Origin of the sequence: Limibacter armeniacum, from assembly GCF_036880985.1 — a bacterium.
Lineage (GTDB): Bacteria > Bacteroidota > Bacteroidia > Cytophagales > Flammeovirgaceae > Limibacter > Limibacter armeniacum.
Genome location: NZ_JBAJNO010000009.1, coordinates 1,213,311 through 1,238,283, shown reverse-complemented (window position 1 = coordinate 1,238,283; position 24,973 = coordinate 1,213,311). Strand labels below are relative to the sequence as shown.

At 42.2% G+C, this 24,973-nt stretch carries 20 protein-coding genes and 1 riboswitch; of the genes, 10 read left to right on the top strand and 10 right to left on the bottom strand.

Annotated features, from left to right (window positions below):
- Nucleotides 1–200: 200 nt before the first annotated feature.
- From V6R21_RS22805 to V6R21_RS22790, 4 genes are all read left to right on the top strand, one after another.
- Nucleotides 201–1,046 (top strand): GLPGLI family protein, encoded by an 846-nt coding sequence (locus V6R21_RS22805; RefSeq protein WP_334245852.1) that lies wholly within the window; start codon nucleotides 201–203, stop codon nucleotides 1,044–1,046.
- A gap of 27 nt (nucleotides 1,047–1,073) precedes the next feature.
- Nucleotides 1,074–3,713, top strand: a complete 2,640-nt coding sequence (locus tag V6R21_RS22800; protein ID WP_334245851.1) for a TonB-dependent receptor — start codon at nucleotides 1,074–1,076, stop codon at nucleotides 3,711–3,713.
- Between the two features lie 261 nt (nucleotides 3,714–3,974).
- The gene (locus V6R21_RS22795; protein WP_334245850.1) at nucleotides 3,975–4,202 is read left to right on the top strand and encodes a hypothetical protein; all 228 of its coding nucleotides are present in this window, start codon (nucleotides 3,975–3,977) and stop codon (nucleotides 4,200–4,202) included.
- Nucleotides 4,203–4,234: 32 nt separating this feature from the next.
- A complete protein-coding gene (locus V6R21_RS22790; protein ID WP_334245849.1) occupies nucleotides 4,235–4,771 on the top strand; it encodes a hypothetical protein in 537 nt (178 codons plus the stop codon).
- A gap of 91 nt (nucleotides 4,772–4,862) precedes the next feature.
- Here V6R21_RS22790 and V6R21_RS22785 read toward each other — a convergent pair whose 3' ends face one another.
- The 4 genes from V6R21_RS22785 to V6R21_RS22770 all read right to left on the bottom strand — a co-directional run bounded on the left by V6R21_RS22785 (nucleotide 4,863) and on the right by V6R21_RS22770 (nucleotide 10,472).
- Entirely contained in the window at nucleotides 4,863–6,641 is a 1,779-nt protein-coding gene (locus tag V6R21_RS22785; protein ID WP_334245848.1) for a hypothetical protein, read from the bottom strand.
- Nucleotides 6,642–6,667: 26 nt separating this feature from the next.
- Entirely contained in the window at nucleotides 6,668–7,270 is a 603-nt protein-coding gene (locus tag V6R21_RS22780; protein WP_334245847.1) for a 1-acyl-sn-glycerol-3-phosphate acyltransferase, read from the bottom strand.
- A gap of 381 nt (nucleotides 7,271–7,651) precedes the next feature.
- On the bottom strand, nucleotides 7,652–9,253 hold the full coding sequence (locus tag V6R21_RS22775) for a BCCT family transporter (protein ID WP_334245846.1): 1,602 nt from the start codon (nucleotides 9,251–9,253) through the stop codon (nucleotides 7,652–7,654).
- A 19-nt stretch (nucleotides 9,254–9,272) separates the two neighbouring features.
- Nucleotides 9,273–10,472, bottom strand: coding sequence for a hypothetical protein (locus V6R21_RS22770; protein ID WP_334245845.1), 1,200 nt, complete (start codon nucleotides 10,470–10,472; stop codon nucleotides 9,273–9,275).
- A 204-nt stretch (nucleotides 10,473–10,676) separates the two neighbouring features.
- A riboswitch (TPP riboswitch) is annotated at nucleotides 10,677–10,780 on the top strand.
- 103 nt (nucleotides 10,781–10,883) lie between these two features.
- Here V6R21_RS22770 and thiS point away from each other — a divergent pair.
- From thiS to thiH, 4 genes are all read left to right on the top strand, one after another.
- A complete protein-coding gene (gene thiS, locus V6R21_RS22765) occupies nucleotides 10,884–11,084 on the top strand; it encodes a sulfur carrier protein ThiS (protein ID WP_334245844.1) in 201 nt (66 codons plus the stop codon).
- An 84-nt stretch (nucleotides 11,085–11,168) separates the two neighbouring features.
- Nucleotides 11,169–11,819 (top strand): thiamine phosphate synthase, encoded by a 651-nt coding sequence (locus V6R21_RS22760; RefSeq protein WP_334245843.1) that lies wholly within the window; start codon nucleotides 11,169–11,171, stop codon nucleotides 11,817–11,819.
- Nucleotides 11,820–11,842: 23 nt separating this feature from the next.
- Nucleotides 11,843–12,592, top strand: a complete 750-nt coding sequence (locus tag V6R21_RS22755; RefSeq protein ID WP_408613143.1) for a thiazole synthase — start codon at nucleotides 11,843–11,845, stop codon at nucleotides 12,590–12,592.
- Nucleotides 12,593–12,618: 26 nt separating this feature from the next.
- Nucleotides 12,619–13,740: a 2-iminoacetate synthase ThiH gene (thiH, locus tag V6R21_RS22750; RefSeq protein ID WP_334245841.1), complete on the top strand. Its 1,122-nt coding sequence runs from the start codon at nucleotides 12,619–12,621 to the stop codon at nucleotides 13,738–13,740.
- A gap of 618 nt (nucleotides 13,741–14,358) precedes the next feature.
- Here the strand turns inward: thiH and V6R21_RS22745 are convergent.
- Nucleotides 14,359–15,879: a glycosyltransferase family 39 protein gene (locus V6R21_RS22745; RefSeq protein WP_334245840.1), complete on the bottom strand. Its 1,521-nt coding sequence runs from the start codon at nucleotides 15,877–15,879 to the stop codon at nucleotides 14,359–14,361.
- A 124-nt stretch (nucleotides 15,880–16,003) separates the two neighbouring features.
- Nucleotides 16,004–16,528 (bottom strand): hypothetical protein, encoded by a 525-nt coding sequence (locus tag V6R21_RS22740; protein WP_334245839.1) that lies wholly within the window; start codon nucleotides 16,526–16,528, stop codon nucleotides 16,004–16,006.
- A gap of 318 nt (nucleotides 16,529–16,846) precedes the next feature.
- Here V6R21_RS22740 and V6R21_RS22735 point away from each other — a divergent pair, with 318 nt between their 5' ends.
- Nucleotides 16,847–17,065 carry a PLDc N-terminal domain-containing protein gene (locus tag V6R21_RS22735; protein ID WP_334245838.1) on the top strand — a complete coding sequence of 73 codons (219 nt, stop codon included), beginning with the start codon at nucleotides 16,847–16,849 and terminating at the stop codon, nucleotides 17,063–17,065.
- Between the two features lie 71 nt (nucleotides 17,066–17,136).
- Here the strand turns inward: V6R21_RS22735 and V6R21_RS22730 are convergent, their stop codons facing one another.
- Nucleotides 17,137–19,326: a S9 family peptidase gene (locus V6R21_RS22730; RefSeq protein WP_334245837.1), complete on the bottom strand. Its 2,190-nt coding sequence runs from the start codon at nucleotides 19,324–19,326 to the stop codon at nucleotides 17,137–17,139.
- A gap of 228 nt (nucleotides 19,327–19,554) precedes the next feature.
- On the opposite strand from V6R21_RS22730, the gene V6R21_RS22725 reads away from it, so the two are divergent.
- Nucleotides 19,555–20,841 (top strand): APC family permease, encoded by a 1,287-nt coding sequence (locus V6R21_RS22725; protein WP_334245836.1) that lies wholly within the window; start codon nucleotides 19,555–19,557, stop codon nucleotides 20,839–20,841.
- Nucleotides 20,842–20,970: 129 nt separating this feature from the next.
- Here V6R21_RS22725 and V6R21_RS22720 read toward each other — a convergent pair whose 3' ends face one another.
- From V6R21_RS22720 to V6R21_RS22710, 3 genes are read right to left on the bottom strand one after another with little or no spacing between them, the layout of a single operon-like run.
- The gene (locus tag V6R21_RS22720) at nucleotides 20,971–21,915 is read right to left on the bottom strand and encodes a bifunctional metallophosphatase/5'-nucleotidase (RefSeq protein ID WP_334245835.1); all 945 of its coding nucleotides are present in this window, start codon (nucleotides 21,913–21,915) and stop codon (nucleotides 20,971–20,973) included.
- Between the two features lie 27 nt (nucleotides 21,916–21,942).
- Complete coding sequence (locus V6R21_RS22715; RefSeq protein ID WP_334245834.1) at nucleotides 21,943–22,695, bottom strand: 5'-nucleotidase C-terminal domain-containing protein; 753 nt, start codon at nucleotides 22,693–22,695, stop codon at nucleotides 21,943–21,945.
- A gap of 40 nt (nucleotides 22,696–22,735) precedes the next feature.
- Nucleotides 22,736–24,883: a Calx-beta domain-containing protein gene (locus tag V6R21_RS22710; RefSeq protein ID WP_334245833.1), complete on the bottom strand. Its 2,148-nt coding sequence runs from the start codon at nucleotides 24,881–24,883 to the stop codon at nucleotides 22,736–22,738.
- Between the last annotated feature and the right edge of the window lie 90 nt (nucleotides 24,884–24,973).

Sequence of the window (24,973 nt, the reverse complement as noted above, 5' to 3'; positions counted from 1 at the left end):
ATTTTTTTATCTCAGCAGATGCTATTTTAATAGCGTCTGCTTTTTTGTTTTTAAACATAATGCACCTGTTGTTTGGGTGGTGTGGTTTGTTATAAATTAAATGCTTTATCTACTGAGTGGTGAACTGAGTGGTGAAGAGTGTGGTTGTTTTTTTTAATGTAATTAACAGCATTCGGAATTTTTTAATTAAAAAGATAAAGATGAGAACACTTTCTTTTATATGCTTCTATTTTTTGTTGAGTGCAGCTGCTATAGCCCAAGTGAAGCAAGTTGATACCGGAAAAATCAGGATCGACTATACTTACAAGTGCAGGGCTTTTGCAGAAGATACCACTTATGTGGAAGAGGATGTCATGTTGATTTTAGGGACAGAATATTCGCTTTATGGCAATTCAAAGTCTTATGAAATACAAAAAGTGTTGAAACAAGGAGCAACAAACAATAAAAATATTCAGATGGGCTCTATGGTTAGTCTGATCAAAAATATGCCGAGTAGCCAGACCCATAATTTTAAGATAATTAAAAACTTCACCACTCATGAACTGTACCTGACTCAGTCAGCTTTTCCTATGTATACTTATTCGGAAGAAGAAATTGATTTCCAATGGGAAGTATTAGGAGAGCAGCAAGAGATATCAGGTTATCAATGTATCAAGGCAAAGGGCTATTACAAAGGACGGGACTATGTAGCTTGGTTTACTCCTGAATTGCCTATATCTGAAGGGCCATACAAGTTTTATGGATTGCCCGGAGTGATCTTATCGATTCATGATACAGGGTTACAGCATATTTTTGAGGCAAAATCTATCTCAAAAACAGATGAGGCTATTTTTCATACAAAGAATGAGATTCTATCATTTGAAAAGTTTAGTAAGCGTCATATCAAGTTTTTCGAAAAGTGTCAGGCATTATACCAGAATGGAAAGCAGGTAGTTTATAGAGACCATGTGCAAGAGCTGCCGGGCAAGTCACCTGAAAACATCCGTGAGAATTTGTTGCTTTCGAGCTTGAGCAACCCAATCGAGATTTATCATATTGATAAGTAAGCACCTCCATTCTTTAAAACCATCCAAATGAAGTTTTTTTTCAACTTAACTTTTACAGCCTTTCTTTTCATCTGTTCAGTTGATGCTACATCCCAAACAGTCATAACGGGTACTGTAACCGATCAGGAACAACAACCTGTACCACGGGCTACAGTGATGGGCTACACGTTGGCTGACAGTACAGTGCTTGGGTTTGCCCTGACGTCAGAAGAAGGAAAGTATACCTTAAAACTGAAGCAGGCAGGAGCTGATCGTATTCGGATCGCTGTAAGGTCAATGGGATTCCAACGACAGGAACGGATTGTGGCAAATCAGACTCAACAGTTTGATTTTGTTTTGGAACAAGGTACAGATGTATTGGATGAGGTTGAGGTACGGGCAAAGCCCATCACACAAGAAGGAGATACATTGCTGTATAATGTCGCTGCTTTTACCCAACAACAGGATGAAGTGCTGGAAGATGTACTCAAGAAAATGCCCGGCATTAGTGTAGGTGCAAATGGACAGATTACTTTTCAGGGGCGTCTGATCAACAAGTTTTATATTGATGGAAAAGATTTATTGGAAAGTAAGTATGCCATGGCCACCCAAAATATTCCGCACAGGGCTGTGGCATCTGTGGAAGTGATGAAAAACCATCAACCTGTCAAGATGCTGGAAGATGTGGTGCATTCCATTGACCCTGCTATCAATATTACGTTGAAGCAAGGAACCACTTTTACTGGTACAGCAGAAGTAGGGGCAGGGGTTCCCAATATTTGGCAAGTGAAGGCTGCTCCGATGCTTTTTGGCAAGGAGCATCAGATGGTCAGTGAGTTGAGTAGCAATAATTCTGGTGTTGATTATTTGAGAAAGTTTAATGCTATCAACCTATTTGATTATTTGACTTTTGGTGAAAACCAGAACGAAAACCCTGAGCGTATTCTGGGAGGGGAACCTTTTAGTGCTTCTGTATTTGAATCGCAGGATATCAACTTCAATCGTACCCATTCTTTTTCCACCAACTATATCACTTCCCTGAAAAAAGGAGACCTGAAAGTTAACCTCGACTTTTACCATGATACCAAGCGCCAAGAGTCAGCAACACAGACGGAATACTTTGTGGAGGGGGATACCATTCAGGTTGCAGAACAAACTCACTCCAGATTCGGGCAAGTATACTTTATGCCTAAGCTTGTTTATGAGCACAATACCAAGCAGCAGTACTTTAAGAACACACTGAGTGCCCGCTTCTATAAGTTAGAGGAAGCAAGTGAGGTTGTGCTGAATGACAAACCAATACAACAAAATACCGATCGGCTTTTTTATGCTGTGGGAAACCAGCTCAGTATGGTTGCCAAGTTTGGTAAGACATATTTGCAGCTGAATGGCTATACGGAGTTTTCCAAAGAACCTCAAAAGTTGGAGGTGACAGGCGGACCGCTATTTGACAGGCTTTCATTTTTACAAGCGCAGAATATGTTGGCTCAGGAGGTCTACTTTAATAGGTTCAAAGCTTTTTTGGGGACGGAGGTGATCAAAAAATGGAACTCGATCTCTGTCAGCACAAAATTCAACCTGAAATATCGCCATAGGTCTTTAGGGAGTGATTTGGGTACAGCATTAAGTGATAGTAGCAGTTTGATCAATGATTTGGTGTATAGTGCATTTATCCCAAGTGTTGAACCTAACGCCACGCTCACTTCAAAAAGATGGTGGATATCGTTGACTCCAAAACTAAGCTACCAATATTTGCAGCTGAATGACCGTCACCAGAAGCAGGTGAGTAAGGTGAACCGTCCCTATCTAATGCCTTCACTTGATATTCGTTACCGTTTGGCAGGGTTGACGCTTACAGGGAATGTAAACAGGAAGATCAGTTTTCTGGAATTGCCCGATATCTATTCAGGTTTTGTCGTTACTGGATATAGACAAATCAGCAATCAGGATTTGATGTTGTTGGGTGTTGAAACCACTCAGTATCATGGACAGGCAGCGTATGAGTTACTGCCATTGTCTTTGATGCTCAATCTCAATTATACTTATTCTGAAAATGTAAAGGATTGGATTGAGTCAGTGATGGTAAATCAGGATGGCTCATCGACCTCTGAAGCTTTGCCTTACCACAACAATACGGCTTATACTAATAGTATACAGGCGGAGGCGAGCACCTTTGTGGTACCTCTTAAGGCGAACTTCAAGCTAACTACATCATGGAAAAGGTCTCAACAAAATGTGATCATAAGCGATGTGTTGAATAATACACAATCCACAATCAGGATGTATAAGTTGGAGACAGATATTGCTATGGCGAAATGGATGTCTTTTTCAGCCCATTATGATAGGGGCGAGCAGCAAACAGTATTTCAGCAAGGGAATAATTCTTCTATGTATCAGGAAGTGATCGGAGCAGACCTTAACTTTTTTGTCCGCAAGCATTCTTTGCTGTTGCAAGGTCGTCATCTGAACCATCAGTATTTGCCAGAGCGTATTTTGTATGCTGATTTTGTGTACCGGTATAAGCTAAAGAAAAACCGATTGAATATGGAGGTCAAGGTGAGTAACTTGTTTGATCGCAGGACTTATACCCAAACCATTTTTACAAGCACATCTAGTACTGCTCTTTACTATCAGCTAAGACCAAGGCAAGTACTTGCTTCGATCAAGTTTTTCCTAGGCAAAGTATGAACCTGAAAATAGTGGTAAAAGGGAGGGGGTATGATGTTGTGTCTAATAACTTTGAAACCTTTCTTTATAAGGGTACATCTTGATGTAATTTGATAAAAAATAGGAATCTTTCTGTAAAGTTTTTAAACTTGTTAACATAAATTTACGTCTAAGGTAATAGTGATGGATTGTAACTGATGTAATCAGGAAGAGCTGTCGATCGAGAGAGACGATTACTGGCAACGTAAACATGTTATTTTTCACACATCAAAACTGTTCATCATGACTAGAAATCTTTTTGTTGCAGGTGTAGTGCTATTGGCTATTGTTGGATGTGGAACAGCACAGGATAAGCAAGAGGCGCAGCAAGCATCTGCTGAAGCAGTACCTTCGGTTGAAGTAAATGAAGTTGAGGTAGCGACGGATTCTTTGTCTACTGAACTGGAGACCGTGAAAACACAAATTGATGAGACATCTGCAAAGTTGGATGAACTATTAAACAAACTATAAACACACAAATACTCTCAAACCGTATTACTACTATGAATAAAAAAGTTTACATAAGTCTTATTGTGTGCTTAATGGCGTTTCTCCAATGTGGAACGCTGATGGCACAGCAAGGAAAAGGACAGGCCAATAAGGAAAAAAATAAGTCAGAGAAAAAGGTGGAGCAAGCAGCTGCTGTACCTAATGAAAAGGCTGAGGCTGCCAAAGAGAAAAAAGGTGGCAATCCGCATGCAGATACTGATAAAACTAATCAGGGCAATGCTTATGGCAAAAATAAAGGCGAGCTGAAAGGTAAAGAGTTTGGTCAGGAAAGATCAGAAGAAGCCAAAGCGATGAGTGCTGAAAAGCGTGAGGCTTTAGATAAGTCTATCAGTGAGGGAGAAAGAAAGGTGAAGGAAGCGAAAGAGAAAATCCGTAAGTCAAAGGAGGAGCTGGAACGCAAACGTAAGGCGGGTCAGTATACCAAGAAAGAGTATGCAGAAAGGCTGAAGATGATTGAAGAGACAGAAAAGACAGTAGTAGAACTGGAACAACAAATCGAAAAAGGAAAAGAGCTGGAAAGCCAAGAGTAATTGACCATTTTCCTTTTGAATTAACAATGCCCATCAGGAGCACAACGAGGTGCTTTGATGGGCATTTTGTTTGGGTTTTTATTCGACAACTTTAGGCGATAACATTGTCTGTCAATTGACTTAATCTACCTTGGTAAGCTTCTAGCTGTAGCAAGATAGTTTCTTTTTCTTGTTGGAAATAGAACTGCTCATTTTCCAGTATCGTATAGTAGTACTCGATACCTGCCATTAGGTTTTTAGTGAAATTACGGTAGTATTTCTCCTTTTTAGCTGGTATTGGTGTACTTTCTTCAGCCAGTTGGTTCTGAAGGTAATCTACGTACAGTGAAAGCTCTTTGACAAAAAGGTTAGGACGATCTGTACGTTCAATTACATTGTTTCTGCCGTAGATATGTCCTACCATCTCTTTCAGGCTCATAGTCCTGTTGTAGTAAGCCATATTTGGTCCTGGACAAACCGAAACCTCGTCGCCTTCTACCTTGTTTTCGATATTGTGAGTGAGCAAAGCAGCTGTACCCAGTCCAAGGCAGATACAAGACTTCTCTGTGATTTTGAAGAACTCTTTTTCATATTCTTCTTTGCTCAGGTTCTTTTCATCCAGTTCTTGGAGTTTCATATGCTGGTACTTACGTGAAGCTACGCACAGTCCTTTGTCTCCAAATTCCTTATTCAGTTCTACATACTTCTTAGGACAAGGGCTTCCAGGACGACCATTGTTGATACGCTCCATTTTCTTGTTGTCCATCGTGTTGCCTCTAAGGCTATTGAATGGAACACCCAATGGAGAAATCCCACTAAGGTAAAGGTCTTTTTCCTTGGCTCCAGTCAGTAGGTTGATCGTGTTCTTGTCTACGTTTGTAGCTTCCGGAACTAGCAGGAAAGGTGTGCCCCAGCCAGTTGCATTTAAATCATACTCATTGATCAGGAATTCATGCTCCTCATTGGTTCCGATACCACCCTGAGCAGTAATCAGCATCTCAGGAGCTTTTGAACAGGTAAGTCCTTTTTCATCCAATGCCTTGCTCAACAGGTCAAATGTAGTATCAATCAGTGCTTGCTTTCCTTTCTTGAACTCATTGAGGATAGGTCCCATCAGCAAGCCTTCTGTAGCAAAGGCATGACCGCCGCAGTTAAGCCCTGATTCAATTCGGTATTCAGATACCCAGATGCCTTTTTTGGCAAGTACTTTTCCCTGAATCAATGCTGAACGGTAATCACTTACCTTCAGTACAATCTTCTTCTTTATATGACCTTCAGCATCCGGATAAAAATCATCAAAGGCTTCCATATAGCTGAAAAGCCTTGGGTTCATTCCTGCAGAAAGTATGATGGACGAGTTTAGCTTGCTCAAACCGAAACCTCTTAATGCTGCGTGGGCATCATTGTATTCGTTTGGTAGCAATTCATTCTGGAAGAAATTTTCCTTGTCCACTTTTGTCATGATGTTGACATCAATAGAACCTGCTACAATATTTACTTCTGCCCACTCTCTGAACTCTTGTTCATCAGCATCAGAAGTAAGCAGCTTTTTATACTCCTCTTTGATCGGAGAAGATTCTGGTAGCAGCTCAATGTACTTCAACCTTTCGGCAGGGGTTTCTTTGACATGCTTTAACTTCTTTTCCACAATGTCGTGCACAAGGTTGAGAAACTGCGTAATGCGACGCGCTCTTGCATCTTTTTCCTTATCAGAAATAAGAGGGTATGCTAGTCCTCTTTTGGCAGCATGGAAAGCCCCGATTTTTTCGGTAAGCTTGTCATCTACCAATGAAATTACTGAAGAGATGCCATATGGGGCAACCTTGATAGGCGTATCGATTGTAAAGCCGATACCCATAACCGGAATGTGAAAGTTGTGTGAAGTTTGCATGTCTGTATCGTATATGAAAGATATAGTTATTTAGCCAATTCCTTGGCATATCGTCTGTCTAAGGCAAACAGCTCAGGATTCTTAGGTGTAATGTGCTGATAGAACTTCATGATCTCGACCATGTCCTTGTCCATGTCACCACTTGGGTAAATGACCTTGCCAATCCCAGCCACTTTATTTTTGTAATCCAGATAGGCTAATGCAATCGGAACCTCAGCTCTTTGAGCCGTATAATAGAACCCTTTTTTCCATGACTTGGTAAGGGAGCGAGTTCCTTCAGGCGCAATCATGATACAAAGTTCATCACGCTCCTTGTACAGGTCTGCCATGGCATCAACAAGGGCGGTCTTGTTTTTCCTTTTGCTTGCGTCACTACGGTCAACGGCAATGCCTCCCATAGGTCTGATTGCGATATTAAGAGGGAATTTCATCCATGACTGCTTAATGGCAAAGCGGAGTTTCACTCCCATCTGGCGGCATCCTGCCACTGAGAACACAAAGTCCCAATTGGAAGTATGAGGGGCTGCCAGTATCACACTTTTCTTCAGCTTGTTTACATCTACACCAGGGTGAACTTTAACCTTCCAGCCTTTAAGCCAGAAGAGCAGTCTGAAAATCAATCTTACCATTTAGATATATAAGGTTTGGTTACATGATGACAGGAATCAAATCCCGTAAAATACTTGATGACTTACTCTTATTAATCCTATTACATTGTATTAGGAGTACTATTCAATCAACAATAAAAAAGCAGGAATGTGACATTTAATTTAAATTATTTGAGAATTTTTTGAATTTAAATCATGAATAATAATTCACTCATTGAGGGATTTTTAAAATTTTCATTCACTTGATGGAAGGTGTGTTTTCAAGAATTACTACAAAAAAATAGCCTTTTCAAAAGAGACCTGTAGCAACTTTTGAAAAGGCTTTGTTAGCCCATTATAAGACGAAGGTTATGTATGAATGATTGCTCATTGTTATGAGACGTAATAATGATACGGTACTCATCATTCATTTTGTTGCAAGGTTTTTTGTCTTGTTTTCCGTATCCGTCGCTCCTCAGAATCATGGTAATCTTCTAAAGACTTGTAGAAGCTGAAGCACATTACAATAATGATGATGGAGAAAGGAACTCCTGTCAGGATAGAGGCAGTTTGCAATGCGGTCAGTCCGCCACCTACTAGCAGGATGGCTGCTACTAGCCCTTCCATAGAAGCCCAGAAAATTTTCTGACCTTTTGGGGCGTCATGTCTTCCTCCAGAGGTAAGTATATCTACCACAAATGAACCCGAGTCAGAAGAAGTGACAAAGAAGGTGACCACGAGTATTACGGTGATGGTAGATGCCAAAAATGTGAATGAGTATTGCTCATACATATAGTAGATGGCTGTGGCTACATTGGTTTTGACAGCATCTGTAATCGCTGTATTGCCAATTAGCTCCTGATAGATAGCACTGCCACCAAATACAGAAATCCAGAGGAAAGTAAGTAGGGTAGGAACCAGCAGCACTCCCAAAATGAATTCCCTAATGGTTCTACCTTTTGAAATTCGTGCGATAAAGATCCCAACAAATGGAGACCAAGAGATCCACCAAGCCCAGTAGAATACAGTCCATGTATTTTGCCAGTTAGAGCTGGAGTTGGTTTCGACACCCCGATAGGAATTGGTCCAGAAGCTGACCTCAAAGAATTCATAGGCGTAATGCCCGATATTCTGAACAAAGGATTTCAACAGGAATAGGGTTGGTCCTGTAAATAATAGAAAAACAAGCATAAAGAGCGCTATTCGCATATTCCATTCACTGATCATCCGTATTCCTTTGTCGATGCCTAGCACAAGGGAAAGTGTAGCAAATCCGGTGATAATGATGATGAGTGTAACCTGAATGCCAGTACTGTCTGGAATCTCGAAGAGATAGTTTAGTCCTGCATTGACTTGCTGAACCCCCAATCCCAATGAAGTAGCGAGACCAAACAGTGTGGCAATAACAGAAATAATATCAATTGCATCTCCAATAGGACCATGGATACGGTGCCCTAAAAGTGGGTGGAAGATGGAGCGGATGGTAAGGGGCAATTTCTTGTTAAAGGTAAAGAATGCCAATGCCAAGCCAATAATGGCGTAGAGTGCCCAAGCATGTACACCCCAGTGGAGAAAGGTAATACCCATAGCAGATTTAGCTGCCAAGACCGGATTGTCAGGTTGCCCCCTAAGGAATGGATTGCTATTGAAATGATATATCGGTTCGGCTACACTCCAGAAAAGTAATCCGATCCCCATCCCTGCACTGAATAGCATGGAAAACCACCCAACATTGGTGAAGTCCGGTTTGGCGTCAGGTCCTCCGATCTTGATTTTGCTGAACTTGCCAAAGCAGAGGAAAAGGGCAAATATCAGCAGTGAATTCACTAGTAATATAAAGAACCAGCCTACTTTATTGGAGACATATGTTTGGGTTTTGGAAAACCATTCTTCCATTGGTTCTCCTACGATCAGGGTCGTGGAAACCAGCGTGGCAATAATGAGAAAGGAGGTGATAAACACCGGTCCGTTTGCTTTAATGCCAAGGAAAGTTTTTTCATCGCTACGTACTCGTTTTTTGCTCATAATAGCATTGAATTTTTGACTAGAAATAATATCCCAGGTTGATATTGAATCGCATATCCCAACCTGAGCCAGGGGTACCTTCAGCAAGGGCAGCTTCCCACACAGGGCCTAGCCATGGGTGGTTTTTGCCTGCTGCAAAATCAATGTAAGTATAGACTTGTCCGGCTGTAAGTAGTGCACCGGTTACATTCATATAGGAGTCTTCAAAATCAGATTGTGTCTTATCCATAAAGCCGAAGTCATTGTACAGGACAATCTTGGAGATAGGTTTCCAGTCTACAGGGATGGAATAACCAATTCCAAGTGTGTAAATGGTAGCTTCAGCAGCCACAAAGTATGCAGCGCCATAGGCAGCCATGGCAATGACTTGATCGGACTCACCAGCAGGACCGTCAGGATTGTACTTGTAATAGGCAATCTGTGCTTTTGTATCAATCTTACCTGCATCCAACTCATGGTGGACAGCAAAGGCGTAATGGTTTCCCATATTTTCTGTATCCAGATTGTACAGTCCACCAAACTCTGCAGAGACTCCAATCTTTTGGGCATAGTCCATTCCTCCAAATTTGTATAGCAATTTGCCATTCAATTGATTGACTTCTTTATTCCTAAATTGCAGGTTTCCGTCTCCGTTAGCATCAATGGAACTTACATCATAAGAGTACCTGCTAAAGGAAATATCAGAGTTGCTACCAAAGTTGAGTTCTTCTGCATTCTTGAAGAAGGCAATGCTGTAATCCCATACTTCATCTTCGTGTTGAAACTTGACACCCATATCATGGTCATCTTCCAGTCCGACATAGTAGTCGATGCTGAAAAACCAGCAATGAGAGTTGTATTGGGTAATCCCAAAAGGAACTTGCGTGAGACCAATCTGAATTTCATTCTGGTCATTGAAGTCATAAGCCAACCACCCTTGTTTGAGCATGCCTCCCCCAAATGAATTGGAGTAAAGTCGGTATTCTGCATTGAGCTTGACACCTTCATAAGCTGCCTTGACATTAAGCCGGAAGACATCATAGCCAAAATCACCACCTCTTTTCTTCTGACCGTCCTTCCATGTGGAGTAGTTGTAGTTAAACCTTAAAGCACCACCAATTTCCAAAGTAGGCTTTTCCAGGTCAATTTGGTTTTTGTCATCCTGTCCAAATACATCACTGAAATGAAAACTGAAACTGAATAGTAATAGAAGAAAATACTTGCTAGTGAAGACATTCATTTTGTAAACACCATTAATTAATAAGACATACGACTAGAAAAGAGAATGAAGGGAATCTCTATTGAAGTAGGAGTATTGGAATTACTTATTGAGGATAGCATTCATATTAACAAGTGTTTGCTACTGGTTTTAGTTCGGCATATTGGATCATAGTAGAGAGTAATCTCAGATGTTTGCATCCTTTTGTAATATTCTGTTATTTCGTAGCAGCTTTAGGGGTGTTCCATACTTTTAGTATCGGAACTGAGAACTTACCCTTAGAACCTGATGCAGCTAGTACTGCCGTAGGGAAAAGCTGGAAGATGATTTGTTGGGGCGTATTTTTTTATGCGCTTTCCCTAAAACATGTTTCTGCTTTTGATTCTCCTCTAGAGCCTGTGTTTCAAGTTTCATTTACAAAACCAATTGAACATGCAGGTTACCATTAACCAAGATTCTATTCAGCTTCCAGCCAATTGTACCGTTGCATTGGCTGTAAAGGAAAAAGGCGTCCCATTTCAGGGAACCGCTGTGGCTGTGAACTATGAAGTGATTCCACAGGAAGCATGGGAGTCTCATGCGCTAAAAGAAGGCGACAACATCACAATTATTCGTGCAACGCAAGGAGGGTGAAAAATTGAGATGCTAGACATGAGATTGACTACTTTAAATTCCCAATCTCAAGTCTCCAATCATATATCTCAAATCAACAAGACCATGATCAATAAAAAAGAAATTGCCCGTCTGCACTTTATTACACAACCACACCCAACGGTTTCCTATACCAAACAAGTAGAGCTTGCCTGTAAGGGTGATGTCAGGTGGATACAGCTTAGGGAAAAGACCATGTCTGATGAGCAGCTGCGTCCTATTGCGGAGGAAATGGCAGCCATCTGTAAAAATTATGGCGCCACATTGGTGATCAATGACCGGGTGGAACTGGCTGCTGACATCAATGCCGACGGCGTACATATCGGAAAGGAAGATATGTCACCTGTTGAAGCAAGAAAAATTTTGGGTGCAGGAAAAACTATTGGAGGGACAGCCAATACGCTGGAGGATATGCTCAAGCTGGCAGACATGAAGGTGGACTATATCGGCTTAGGACCATTCCGTTTTACAGCAACCAAGAAAAAACTCAGCCCGATTTTGGGATTGGAAGGTTATGCCAACCTTTTGGAAAAATTTCGAAACACAGACAATCACACACCTGTGATCGGGATAGGAGGCATTGAGCATGTGGATATTCCTGAGCTTTTGAAAGTCGGGCTGCATGGCATCGCTGTTTCTTCCCTGATTGCCCAAGCAGAAGATGCCGTCTTGGCAGCTGAGTACACCAACCTGATCATCTCACAACAAACCATCTGAAACCAATGCTTACAGTAGATAATATTCAATTCAATTCCAGACTGTTTACCGGAACAGGAAAGTTCAGCAGCAACAAAGAAATGCGGGAAGCGCTGGATGCTTCTGGTTCAGAGCTGGTGACCGTAGCCTTGAAGCGTGTCAATGAGCACCGACCAGAGGAAGACCTCTTTCACCACTTGCGTGAAGGAAACTTCAGGCTGTTGCCCAATACCTCAGGCGTTCGTAATGCCAAGGAAGCCATCTTTGCCGCACAGCTGGCAAGGGAAGCTTTACAGACCGACCTGCTCAAGCTTGAAATCCATCCTGATCCTAAATACTTGATGCCCGATGCGGTGGAAACCTTGAAGGCAACCGAGGAACTGGCAAAAATGGGATTCAAGGTATTCCCTTATATCCATGCAGACCCTGTACTGTGCAAAAGACTGGAAGATGCGGGAGCCGTAGCCGTTATGCCTTTGGGTTCGCCTATAGGCAGTAACCTTGGACTGAAAACTTTTGATTTCCTGAAGATCATTATTGAGCAGAGCAGGGTGCCGGTCGTGGTCGATGCGGGCATCGGGGCACCATCCCATGCAGCACAGGCAATGGAAATGGGAGCCGATGCGGTGCTGGTCAATACGGCGATAGCAGCTTCCCCTGACCCTGTCAGGATGGCAAAAGCTTTTAAGATGGCTGTAGAGGCAGGGCGTATGGCTTATGAAGCCAAACTGGCGCAACCTGTGCAGCATGCTGTTGCCAGCTCTCCACTGACGGGATTTCTGGATGAGGACTGATTGATCACCCCAAAAACTGTAACAACATGACTTCATTTTATGACTTGTTTACCCAACAAAATTGGGACAGGATCAAGGAAAGTATTTATGATAAATCAGGAAACGATGTCCTGACAGCGCTCTCCAAATCGCAGCGTGACTTGGAAGACTTCAAGGCATTGGTTTCTCCGGCGGCAGCCCCTTACCTGGAGCAGATGGCTGTCCAAAGCCAGCAGCTGACACAAAAACGATTTGGCAAGACTTTGCAGATGTATATTCCGCTGTACGTCTCCAACGAGTGCCAGAATATCTGTACCTACTGCGGGTTCAGTTTGGACAACAAGATCAGGAGAACCACGCTTACTGACCGCCAGCTGCTGAAGGAGGTGGAGCTCATCAAGGAGATGGGTTTTGAACATGTACTGATCGTAGCGGGCGAAGCAAACAAGACGGTAGGGGTGGATTACTTCAAGCATGCCATCGAACTGATTCGGCCGCACTTTTCACAAATCTCCTTGGAAGTGCAACCGCTTGACCAGCATGAGTATAAAACCCTGATCGCTGAAGGTTTGGATACCGTACTTGTCTATCAGGAAACCTACCATCAGGAAGATTACAAGAAGCACCATCCGAAAGGAAAGAAGTCCAACTTCCAGTACCGGATCGAAACGCCTGACCGCTTGGGCAGGGCTGGTATCCGCAAGATGGGATTGGGAGTGCTGATTGGGTTGGAAGACTGGCGAACAGACAGCTTCTTCACTGCCATGCACCTTGACTACCTGGAGCGAACCTACTGGCAATCGAAATATTCTCTCTCTTTTCCAAGACTCCGTCCTTTTTCGGGAGGGCTTGATCCTAAAGTAGAGATGAACGACCGTGAGTTGGTACAGCTGATCTGTGCCTACCGCCTTTTCAATGAGGAAGTAGAGCTGTCACTTTCCACCAGAGAGCAGGAAAAGTTTCGGGACAATGTAATCAAGCTAGGCATCACAACCCTGAGTGCAGGTTCCAAAACCAATCCGGGTGGCTATGCAGCTGGCAAGGAATCCTTGGAACAGTTTGAGATTTCGGATGAACGGTCTCCCGCCGAGATTACAGCGATGATCAGAAAGCAAGGCTATGAGGTAGTCTGGAAGGATTGGGAGATTGGGTTTACAACTTCTTATTAAGCAGGTATTGAATTGGAATAGAGATTTTCAATTCTACTCCTTTCACATATTATGATCTACTACAAAGATTCAGCACCTACGGAGCTAAGAAAGTGAACAGCTCCATCGGAGCGAGACCTTTGTAGTACTTCTGTTCGTGTAAAGCAAGCGCCGTAGGTGCGGCACCCTCTGGGAGGCAAGCTATCATAACTGAATACTCGAGTCTATCGGAAACGGTGTTTGCTGTAAAAAAATAATCCCGAAGGGGTTGAACAATAGTAGCCGTAGGCTTTTGCCTGCGGTATAAGTAAATCCATTTACCCAACTCCAAAGGAGTTGAACCTATAAATCATTGAAGCGTTTAAAACTTCCGATTTCAATGATATAGCTAGCTGCTTAAGAATACTTTTGATGTTCCCTGAGCGAAGCCGAAGAAATTATTTATTGAGCTTTGATTGGCTCAGTATACATCTGCTTAGTCACCATCATTAACTGTAAAGTCTTAATCGTGGTAAAGGATACTGAATATAATTACAAGTACATGGGTAAAAGGTATGCACTACCTGAACCTTGTCAGGTTATATGAAAAACCAAGAGCTCAACTATGTGCTGCCCTTGGTTTTCAATATTTATTCAAAACTAATATCCCCTTACTTCCACTATCTCATCACTGATTCTTTGGCGGACATCGACCTTGGCGCCAACAAATGAAAAAATGGTGGTGCCATATTCTCTTGCATATGGATTGGTAACGGTTCCTGATATGGCAGAGAGTTCAAAATAAGGACTGGTTTCTTTCAGCTCCATTTCTACTTCCTTGTTTTCTTTTACCCTAATCAGGTTGATGTATTGTTTGCTTAGGTCAAACCAGTTGATATAATCTGCGTTGAAGGAAACCGCATGGATCCCTCTTTTTGAATAGAAATTGATCGCACCTGCCTGACCATAGTTGTCGCATAGGATGAGCGTCTGATCAGGGTGAGGCATGATAGCATAAAGGCTGTCAACTTTATGGGCAAGCTCTTTCCAGCCCAACATATCGGCATAGTCCTGTGGCAGGTCATGTTCTTTGCCGTCTTCCCATCGGAGCAGTCCCATCTCGCTGTATTGTTCCTTGTTCTGGTACATAAACTCAGGGCTTTTGTTAGGAAAACCAATCTGATAGGCAGGAATGAAAAACAGCACAGGCAGAAGGTATAATACAGGCATCAGAAATTTTTTCCAGCCTTCCGCTAAAACGTTTGACAGATAAGTTGCTCCAAATGCGATATAGATCGGGTAAAGCCCAATGGCATAATAGTCCTTTGCTTTGAGGTAAATAAATACAGCAAGCGTAAAGCACAATGACCATCCAAACAGCCTGTATGGTCTGAATGGCTTGTAAAAGAACAAGGCATACAGTCCTGCTACGATCACGGGAAGCGAACCAAAAAAGAACCAGAACTGTGAGGAGATAAAATCCATCCGGTTGACATTGACAAGCTGCGTTGCTGAAAGTTCCTGAAGGTGTTTGAATACTGGAAATTCATTCTGGTATTGCCAAACCAAGTTGGGGAGTATAAGTGTCGAGCCTGCGAGAAGCGCCAGATAAAACGAGCTTTGTGTGAGTACTTTCCTGTGTGGGGAAAGCAGCAAGGCGGGCAACAATCCAATCAGGAGGAAGGCAATATTGTATTTGTTCAGAAAACCTGTGGCAAAAACGAGTGCCCCAGCAAAAAGCCATTTGATGTGTTGTGAATTGATGTACTTGATCAGCATCAGGTAAAAGGCTGTCCAGCAAAGTACATCCAATGAGTTGGGTTGGTACAGGGTGTTGAGTCTAAGCAGGGAAGAAAATACCAGACCTGTCGCACCTAGCATGCAGGCAAACAGGTTTCCCTTCAGTTCACGGATCGTTTCCCAAACCGTAAGGATTGTTAGGGCACCGAAAAGAGCAGGGAAAAACTTGACCCAGAATACGGAATTCCCAAGCAGCTGTATGATATAAGAAATCCATGAGGTAAGGGGAGGTACCGACAGAAAACCCCAAGCCAGGTGGTTGGCTTGATCAAGATGCAAGTATTCATCCCGATGGAGATCAAATTCGGGACTTATCAGCATAAATTGCAGCAAAAACTTCAGCAGGATAATGCCGAGTAGGATAATAGTTCGTTTGTTCATTGACACTAGTTTTTTGAGTAGTTATTAAGATATTCTTAATCAAAAGAATAGGTTGATGCTGTAAGCGGAGGGAATATAATAAATGGGTCAATAAATTCAGTTGAAAAAATAAAATGTTGCAATATTAAGGCTTCTTGAAAGTGGCAAAAACCTCTTTAAACTCTCCTGTTTTTCTATTTCGATACCAAGAGAAAAGTTTTTTGATAAGGAATTGGACTATCAGTAAAATAACAAGTCCAACAATGTAGGATGTGATTTCTTCGATGTTCTGGAACTCATCTTTTGTAACGAGTTTCTTTGATTTGTTAGCTGCCAAGCCCCATAGGTTTCTGATACTTTTCTTTTCGTAATACTGGTGGACAAGTTGCGAACTAAACAAACCTGCAGACCAACCCGCAGTCGTGGCGAGGACTTCCTGAAAAGTGAACTTGCCTATCTTACCCCAACCTTGCCATTTGCTGACTTTGGAAGCCTTGATGGAGCTGATAGCTTTTCGGGAAGATTCTTGAATGACAGGACTGTATTCCTGATAGTATTGCTTTGAATGTTTTCCGGCAACCTTTATCGCTTCCTTGCCTTTTTCCAAGAAAGTATCCAGTTGCTGCTGGTAGTTCTTTTTTTGTGGAGTGTTGGTGTCGTTTTGAGCCATTGTTTGATGATTTTTCCTCACTAAATAATATCATCAACGATTGAGGTGTATTGGCTAGTATATGTTACCTGAATTCAGATTCAGTTATCAATAGATAAAATTTTAGTATTGATGTCCTCTATCAAATGAAGTGCGTGTAATGGTGCTGAATCACTTGTTGATTTTAGAGAACACTTGGGGTTAATGGTTTTGTGAAATAAAAATGGTGAGCCTGAATAAAATCTTATAGGATTGGATGTTGTGCTTTGTTTTTTTATTAGTCCACTTTGGTAGTTTGTCTTTCGATACAGGGTGTTTTTTAACTGTAAAACGATTTTTATGCTGAATTACATTTTAGGTTTTGGAATGCCAATGATGTTTCTTCCAATTTTTTTAATTTATGTACTTCCATTTACACTTTGGCTTACGGCAATTATTGATATTGTGAAAAGTGATTTTTATGATAGTACCAATAAAGTTGTATGGACGATTGTGTGTTTTGCTCCAATTGTTGGACCAATTCTATATTTTTCTATAGGCTTAAAACAGAAAGCTTGAAAAAATATTTATAAGAAAAGCCCTCCCAAACAGACAGTTTAGGAGGGCTTTTTTGATAGGAAATTATACTATTAATTTACTTGTGAAGTTTTTCCTTCCAGTGCCAGTAGGAAAGCATATTCCAATGCTGTTTCCTTATATCTCTTGAATCTTCCGGATGCACCGCCGTGTCCTGCTTCCATATTGGCATGCATTAGCAGCAGCTTGTCGCCTGTTTTCATTTCTCTTAGTTTGGCAACCCACTTGGCAGGTTCCCAGTATTGTACTTGTGAATCAAACAGCCCGGTAGTCACCAGCATATTCGGATACTCCACGGCCTTGACGTTGTCGTAAGGAGAGTAAGAAAGCATATAGTCATAGGAGTCCTTGTTTTTAGGATTTCCCCACTCATCAAACTCATTTGTTGTTAGCGGAATCGTTTCGTCAAGCATGGTAGAGACAACATCCACAAACGGAACGGCTGCAATCACGCCATTAAACAGAGAAGGCTCCATATTAACCACAGCCCCCATCAGCAATCCACCTGCACTTCCGCCCATCGCATACAAATGCTCAGAGGAAGTGTATTTTTCTTTTACCAAATATTTACCGCAGTCGATAAAGTCTGTAAAGGTATTGATCTTGTTAAACATCTTGCCGTTGTCATACCAAGCACGTCCCATTTCCTGACCGCCACGGATATGTGCAATTGCCCAAACAAAACCACGGTCGAGCAGACTCAGGCGAGTAGAGCTGAAGCTTGGGTCCATGGAGTAACCGTAAGAGCCGTAGCCGTAAAGCAATACAGGAGCAGAGCCGTCTTTCTTGGTTCCTTTCTTGTAAACCAATGACATTGGTACCTTTGTGCCGTCACTTGCATCTACAAATACACGCTCTGTGACATAATCTTCAGGATTGTGTCCGCCTACAACTTCCGACTGCTTCTTTAGTGTCTTGGTACGGGTTTTCAGGTTGTAATCGTAGATGGTGTTTGGCGTCGTCAGGGATGAGTAACCAAAGCGAAGCTGATCGGTATCGAATTCAGGATTGGTTGAAGAGTAGACCACGTAGGCAGGCTCTTCAAATTCCATATAGTGTTCTTCTTTTGTATTCTGGTCAATGATGCGAAGATGTGTCAGTGCATTGCTTCTTTCCTGTACAACCAGATAATCCTTGAATAGCTCAATGGAGTTCAGCATCACGTCCTCACGGTGTGGGATTACCTCTTTCCAATTTTCTTTAGCTGTAGCCTCTACCGAGGTTTCCATCAGGCGGAAGTTTTGCGCCTCCCAGTTGGTTACGATATAGAACTTATCCTTGTAGTGGTCGATGGAGTACTCGTGTACGTCCTCTCTTGGCGTGAATTGGGTGAATCCATTTTCAGGGTGATCGGCATCGAGGATATGGTAATCATTGGATAGTGTACTCTGGTTCCAGATGATCACATACTGGTCAGATTTCGATTTGTACACCCCGATATAATAAGAAGGATTTTCTTCATGGTACATCAGCTCATCCTTGTCGATGTCATTGCCAAGCTCGTGCTTCCAAATTTTTTCTGAGAGCAGCGAAACCTTGTTTTTGGTTGTGTAGAAGAAAGTCTTGTTGTCATTTGCCCATGCGCCACTGCCTGTTGTATTCGGGAGGCTTTCTGACAGGATTTCTCCTGTTTCTAGATTCTTGAAACGCATATTGTAAATCCTGCGGCTGAGTGTATCCTCACCAAATGCCAGCCACTTGTTGTCAGGGCTTACATCCAGTCCTGAGGCAGCGTAATACTCATGTCCTTCAGCAAGCTCATTCACATTCAGCATTACTTCTTCCTCAGCTTCCAGACTTTCCATCTTGCGACAGTAGATCGGGTATTCTTTACCTTCCTCATAACGGGTATAATACCAGTAGCCGTTTTTCTTGTAAGGGACAGATGCGTCATCCTTTTTGATGCGCCCAACAATCTCCTCATACAGCTCTTCCTGCAAGGATTCTGTTGACTTCAGGGCTTTCTCCGTATAGGTGTTTTCAGCCGTAAGGTAGTTCAATACCTTTTGGGTTTGGGCATCTGGCTCTGTCGCATTTTTCTGCTCATCAGTCAGACGCATCCAGAAGTAGGAGTCTACGCGTTCGTGTCCGTGGATGCTTAATACAGAATCTTTTTTTTCGGCAACAGGTTTGAATTCCTTCAGGTCAGTTGGCAGTTGACCAAGCAGTGTCTCATTTGTTTGCTGCTTGCAGGCAACTGCCATCAGTAGGATACAGCAGCCAGTAATCAGTTTTTGAGTCATGTTATCGTTTTAATGGTAAGTAGTTTATCCGTTTAGTTTTGGATAAAATGGATTTTGTTTACCTGTACAAAATAATTTTTTCTTGGTTTAATACAAAAACGACTTGAATGTGATTTGAAGTAAAGTTTTCAGTTGTAAAGCTTGTTCGCAGTTGTGAAAGTAACATTCACTCTGATATGAAACTTTTATCCATACCCCGTCAGTTGGCTTTATAAAAACAGCCATACTATGTCAGGTAAAATAAAGTTACGTGATGCAATCTCAATTGGCATCGGAGGAATGGTTGGAGGGGGTATTTTTGCAGTGTTGGGTTTGGCAACAGAGCTAGCAAGGGGCGGAACCCCGATCTCTTTTCTGATTGCCGGACTGATTGCATTGCTGACCTCGTACTCTTATAGCAAATTATCATTTACCTATCCAGACAGAGGAGGAACCGTTAAGTTTATCAATCAGGGATTTGGGGTCAATGTATTTAGTGGAGCGATCAATAACCTGCTTTGGGTTAGTTATATCATTATGTTGGCACTGTATGCTTCCGCTTTTGGTTCATATGCGCCCAACCTTTTTAAGCTTACAGACAACCATGAATTGGCGACTCACCTATATTCCAGTGGTATCATTGTGTTTGCAACCATCATCAATTATTACAGTATCGTAATCGTTGGTAAGATTGAGTCCATAGCGGTGATCATTAAGCTGGTAATACTTTTATCATTTGTCGCAATTGGCGTGTATGGATTGTTTGGGAACCCAAATCTTGAACAGCTTTCACCTCAATATTGGGAATCTACATTCAAACTGGTCTCGGCAGGGATGGTCATTTTTGTAGCCTATGAAGGCTTTGAGCTAATTGCCAATGCAGCACCTGATATAGAACATCCTGAACGGAATATCAGGAAGGCATATTTTATCTCAGTCATCTTTGTAATCCTGTTATACATTACGATAGCCTGTGTGACTGTAGGTTCACTGAACTTCAGCCAGATCAAGAATGCGCAGGATTATGTATTGGCTGAAGCTGCTAAACCCATGTTGGGACAAGCGGGCTTTACCGTGATTACAATTGCTGCGTTAATTTCCACTTTTTCAGCGATCAATGCCTCGTTGTATGGTGGGAGCAGGGTCAACTATGAGCTGGCAGAGGATGATGAGGAGCCACACCAACTTACCGCCAAACTATGGAACCAACCGATTGGACTTCTGATTACTTCAGTTGCCACTTTGCTCGTTGTCAATACGCTTCAGTTGGAAAGCATATCCACAGCCGGAAGCGTGGGCTTCCTGTTGATTTTTGGTATTGTTAACTATGTCGCTTACAAGCAATCAGATGAAATTAAAGGGAACAGATTGATTTCGGGATTGGGATCAGTTGGTTGTTTTTTGGCACTTGCAGCGCTGCTTGTTCAGCAATATTCATCAGAGAAGCTGAGTGTCTTGATTGCCTTGGCTATTATCGCAGTTTGTTTTGTGGGGGAGTATTTTTATAAGAGAAGTGAGAGACCTTCGAATAAGTAGGAGGTAAGGCTTTAGAACATAGTATTCGAGTGTCGTAGTAATAATAATTTTGAAATGGTAGATTAAAAAAAGCCCCCAACAGAAAGTTGGAGGCTGAGGATATCAGGTGTTAGTTGGCTGTATTAATTGTTAAACAATTTCGTAGTTGTTATGATGTCTTCCTTGCCAAGCCAGTTTCTGGCGGCTATTGTTTTGGAAATAGAAATCAACTCTGCCTAGCTGGATACCTGCAAAACCAACCTGTGTCACCAGTACTTCTTTTTCTGCTGCATTTTTTATCACAGTCGGTTCTTTCAGGAACGTATGGGTGTGTCCACCAATAATCAGGTCGATATCTTGGGTAACAGCAGCCAGTTTTACGTCTGAGATCTTGTTTGGCTCACGGTCATATTTGTAACCAAGGTGAGAAAGACAGATAACCAGATCACACTTCTCTTCTTCCTTCAGTTTCTTGGTGTAAGTTTGTGCTGCCTCAATCGGATCAAGGTAGACGGTTTCCTTGTAACAGCTTTTAGCTACCAGTGCTTCCAGTTCGATACCTACTCCGAACACTCCAATTTTGATTCCTCCTTTTTCAAATACCTTGTAAGGTTTGGTCTTGCCATCCATTACGGTATTGCTGAAATCATAGTTGGCAGACAGGAACGGGAAGTTGGCATAAGGTAACATCGCTTCGAGTCCGTCAATGGTGTTGTCGAAGTCGTGGTTACCGATAGTGGCTGCATCATACTTCATTTGAGACATCGCCTGAAATTCAATCTTTCCTTTAAAGAAGTTGAAGTAAGGAGTTCCTTGGAAAATGTCTCCAGCATCCAACAATAGTACATTGTCTTCTTTGGCTCTGATGCTGTCAACAAGCGCTTTACGGCGACTTACACCTCCCATACCTGCAAACCTTGGGTGATCGGCAGGAAATGGCTCGATATGGCTATGAGTGTCATTGGTGTGAAGAATAGTGATTTTGGTCACATCCGATCCTTGCGCTAACAGTGAAGAAGGTAACCAAAGACCTGCACCTGCTACTGCCGCACCTTTGACAAACTGCTTTATGAATTTTCTTCTGTTGTTTTCCATTGTAGTGTCTTTAGAGTTTGAGGCTGATTATTGGTCTTGATTGGCCGTTTCTGCAATTTGAATTCTGTTTTCGATGTCAGCAGAAATGGTATCTGCCTCCACAAAGTATTCCATGATTGCATCTCTAAGCAGTAGACCTAGATCGTCTGTCTTAGTTGATTTCTGAAAGAAATACATTCTGCTTCCTCCATTGTAGAGGTAATCAGTAGTCAGGACACGGTAAGACTTATCAGGATCAAAAGGTTGTCCATTAATCATAACGGATACAGGAGAACCATTGTCAATGGTCATTTTCAGCCCCGAGACAGCTTCAGGCTTTTCACAGAGGTAAGCAAGGAACTCTTTCATCCCATCACCTGAAAGTGTTGCTACCATCAAGCTGTTATCAAAAGGCATCAATTCAAACACCGTTCTTTTGGTTACATCACCTTGATAAATAGGAGCTCTAAAACCCCCATTGTTCATAATACAAAGGTCAATAGGTGCTGCCCCATGTTTTTCAGCAATCTCAATACTCAGGTCGCAAATAAGGTTACCTAACTTGCCTTCAGGTTTGCCTTTAAACAGGTCTGTTTTGGCGAAAGTGATTACCTGATTCATTTCTTTATCCAGCTCCACCTTGTAGGTGTGTACAAGGTTTTCGAGTGTGGTGTCAGGTTTAAGTTGTTGCGAAACGGCTACTGTCTCTGCGGAGGTTTTCAGTAGTGCTTGAGGACCCTTACAGTTAGCGAAAAAGGCAATGCTGAGTCCAATCAGTAAGTATTTTAGCTTATTCATCATTACGCTGTAGTTCAGTTGTATAATATCGAATCAGTTAGGCTTACTCCACTCCAAGTTTTCTTGTGAAGGTTCCTTCTGGTGTTACAAACTTCCAAATATAAATTCCTGAAGGAAACTGGTTGGTGTCCAACAGTTGAGGCACGTTCTTTTCTACCTGAAGCTGTTGTGTACTGATCTCTGTTCCGTCTGTGGTATAGGCTGATACACCTACTGTATGTGTGTTGTTGAGGTGACTGAGCAGGTATATTTTTCCGGACCTTGTCAGGAAGGAGTAATATTGACGTATTGGTTCATCATTCAGGGCTGTTACGGTTGGTTCGTCATCATCTGTAACCGTAATGTCAAGTGTACTATTCTCTCCTATTACCAACCCCTCTGAAGCTTCAGAAAGCGTAATAGTAATCGTTTCTGTTCCATCCTCTACTTCATCATCCAAAATCTGTAATGTAGTGGTTGCCTGTGAGCCTCCATCTGAGAAGGAGAGAGATGTATCTGTAAGCAAGAATCCATTGTCTGAGCCAAATGATGAGGTGGCAGTAAGGTTCACTGTTTGCTCTCCTGAAACGGGTACATTGGTTCTTATGGTCAATGTGATACTGTTATCTGTTTCGGTTACTTCAACCTTATCCGCAGAAAGTGAAAGGACAGGCGAGTCGATAATGGTGATGGTGTATTCAGCATAACCATCCATCAGCTTCATATTGCCTTGGGGTACCAGAGTGACAGTCACTTGCTCAACGCTTTCAATTTGTTGGTCTTGAATAAATGTCAGGGTCGTGCTTGCTTCACTTGTTCCTGCCTCTAATGTAATAGTTGTAGCCTCTAGCTCATAGTCACTTTCTTCCAGTTTGTTGCCAGAGATTTCAACAGTGAAAACTTGGTCAGCTGAGACTGGGTTCAGGCTTGAAACAGATAATGTGATAGCTGTTTCTGCAGCTTCGTAGACTTTATCCTCAGATATATCAAAAAAGCCAATATCATTTGAGGTTTCTGAAAATAGTAGACGAAGCATCTGTGGGTTATGGTCTGAGATATTTCCCAGCTCATATTCGGTATAGTATGGAGTTTCTAGGGCTGTCAGTTCGTCAAAAAGCTCATCGGAGAGAGTCATATGATCGATTCCTTCCCCACATGCATAAGTGAAGTCTTTGCTGTTGTACCACCCCCAACGAGTTGGGCCTTCCTTACCTTCATATGAGGCATTGTTGTAATCACCGAGGATTACCAAGTTATTGTCTGCGTACTGTTCACGTAGCTTATTGATCAGGTATTCGCCATCTGCCTGACGTCTTGAGGCAGCATCGCTACAACACTTGAAGTGAATATTGATAAAAGTAATTTCTTGTGTGATACCATTCACCGTTACATCTGCTTTGAACAGTAATGGCAATCTACCTGATGCCATAAAGGAAGACGCACTACCACTGTAGTCAGGAAGGGAATAGTCAGTGTTTGAGGTATACTGGTCGTTAAACATTGGGAAGCTTTCCTTGAATGTCACGACAGACTTTTTGTAAACAAAAGCAGTTTTTTGAGCAGGGAAGTCTTCATCTACTGCTTTCCAGTCCTGGGAGTGTCTTGGGTTGTGGAAACCTGCCCATTTTTCTTCTCCCTCTTTTTCATTCAGCAGGTCAACCAGTTTCTGAAGGTTATCGCCCTTGATCTCATCTACCACCACTTCCTGCAATGCATAAATATCAGCGTCCATTCGAAGGATTTGTTCAGCAGTAGCTTCAAACTGCCAGAATAGAGACGTGCCACTTTTCTTTTCAGGGGCACCTAGCCACTCTACGTTCCAAGTAACTATATCCAATGTTGTATTGAAATCAACCTCTTGGTCACTAATAGGTGTTTGCTGGATATTCTCTTTGGTAGTCCATTTACCATCTGCATGGACAAAGTCCATCGTAGCATCAGAGCGGCTACCATTGTAATAGGCATATGTTACAGTTGTAGACTCACCATCTGTCGCATCAGGGAAGTGCTCTTCAAGAATGTATGCAATCTTTTTGGCTACCCAGAAAGTGCCCAGCTCATTGTAAATCTCAAAGTTGCTGTATTGTCCATCTCCAACCAAAGTATAATCGTCTGCTACCAGCTGATAAGAAGTGGGAGTGGAGGCTAGAGATAAAGAGGAAAGTGTAATAGACAACAGTAAGCCGAGTATTGCCTTTATATATTTTTTCATTTTTTATGTGGTTAAGTCAGTTCAGAACTTGCTTCAGAAAAACGACAAAATGCCGGTCAAGCTGACCGGCACTTTTGTACCTACCCGATA

Excerpts from the sequence above, each read along its gene's own strand:
- thiS (WP_334245844.1), top strand. The coding sequence starts at position 10,884 with ATGCAGGTTACCATTAACCAAGATTCTATTCAGCTTCCAGCCAATTGT.
- V6R21_RS22770 (WP_334245845.1), bottom strand. The coding sequence starts at position 10,472 with ATGAATGTCTTCACTAGCAAGTATTTTCTTCTATTACTATTCAGTTTC.
- V6R21_RS22790 (WP_334245849.1), top strand. The coding sequence starts at position 4,235 with ATGAATAAAAAAGTTTACATAAGTCTTATTGTGTGCTTAATGGCGTTT.
- V6R21_RS22795 (WP_334245850.1), top strand. The coding sequence starts at position 3,975 with ATGACTAGAAATCTTTTTGTTGCAGGTGTAGTGCTATTGGCTATTGTT.
- thiH (WP_334245841.1), top strand. The coding sequence starts at position 12,619 with ATGACTTCATTTTATGACTTGTTTACCCAACAAAATTGGGACAGGATC.
- V6R21_RS22760 (WP_334245843.1), top strand. The coding sequence starts at position 11,169 with ATGATCAATAAAAAAGAAATTGCCCGTCTGCACTTTATTACACAACCA.
- V6R21_RS22805 (WP_334245852.1), top strand. The coding sequence starts at position 201 with ATGAGAACACTTTCTTTTATATGCTTCTATTTTTTGTTGAGTGCAGCT.
- V6R21_RS22735 (WP_334245838.1), top strand. The coding sequence starts at position 16,847 with ATGCTGAATTACATTTTAGGTTTTGGAATGCCAATGATGTTTCTTCCA.
- V6R21_RS22720 (WP_334245835.1), bottom strand. The coding sequence starts at position 21,915 with ATGGAAAACAACAGAAGAAAATTCATAAAGCAGTTTGTCAAAGGTGCG.
- V6R21_RS22775 (WP_334245846.1), bottom strand. The coding sequence starts at position 9,253 with ATGAGCAAAAAACGAGTACGTAGCGATGAAAAAACTTTCCTTGGCATT.
- V6R21_RS22745 (WP_334245840.1), bottom strand. The coding sequence starts at position 15,879 with ATGAACAAACGAACTATTATCCTACTCGGCATTATCCTGCTGAAGTTT.
- V6R21_RS22710 (WP_334245833.1), bottom strand. The coding sequence starts at position 24,883 with ATGAAAAAATATATAAAGGCAATACTCGGCTTACTGTTGTCTATTACA.
- V6R21_RS22800 (WP_334245851.1), top strand. The coding sequence starts at position 1,074 with ATGAAGTTTTTTTTCAACTTAACTTTTACAGCCTTTCTTTTCATCTGT.
- V6R21_RS22780 (WP_334245847.1), bottom strand. The coding sequence starts at position 7,270 with ATGGTAAGATTGATTTTCAGACTGCTCTTCTGGCTTAAAGGCTGGAAG.
- V6R21_RS22715 (WP_334245834.1), bottom strand. The coding sequence starts at position 22,695 with ATGATGAATAAGCTAAAATACTTACTGATTGGACTCAGCATTGCCTTT.
- V6R21_RS22730 (WP_334245837.1), bottom strand. The coding sequence starts at position 19,326 with ATGACTCAAAAACTGATTACTGGCTGCTGTATCCTACTGATGGCAGTT.
- V6R21_RS22740 (WP_334245839.1), bottom strand. The coding sequence starts at position 16,528 with ATGGCTCAAAACGACACCAACACTCCACAAAAAAAGAACTACCAGCAG.
- V6R21_RS22785 (WP_334245848.1), bottom strand. The coding sequence starts at position 6,641 with ATGCAAACTTCACACAACTTTCACATTCCGGTTATGGGTATCGGCTTT.
- V6R21_RS22725 (WP_334245836.1), top strand. The coding sequence starts at position 19,555 with ATGTCAGGTAAAATAAAGTTACGTGATGCAATCTCAATTGGCATCGGA.